Raw genomic sequence first — 234 nt, 5'->3', positions numbered from 1 at the left:
CTGAGTCAGCTCTCTATTTATCAACGGGTCTACCAGAACCTGCGCATTAAAGCCCAGGATTCACTGCCGCCCCCCCTCAACCTGCGCGACCAGATTGGCCCGAGCTTTGACCGCCTCTTTATCGCCAATAATGACAAGCAACTGATTATCCCGCAGTTCCTGACGATAAACGGCCTGAACAACTACTTCGTCAAGCAGGACGACCAGTTGATCGACCTCACCGTTATGGACAGC

The 234-nt window shown here is 53.0% G+C and carries 1 protein-coding gene; it reads left to right on the top strand.

Going from position 1 to position 234, the window contains the following annotated elements:
• On the top strand, positions 1-234 hold a 234-nt coding region (locus tag ACGF49_RS25325), incomplete at both ends, for an ImcF-related family protein (protein ID WP_387493577.1).

Source organism: Photorhabdus sp. RM96S (genome assembly GCF_042879335.1).
Taxonomy (GTDB): Bacteria; Pseudomonadota; Gammaproteobacteria; order Enterobacterales; family Enterobacteriaceae; genus Photorhabdus; species Photorhabdus kayaii.
This window is presented reverse-complemented; position numbering and strand designations above follow the sequence as displayed.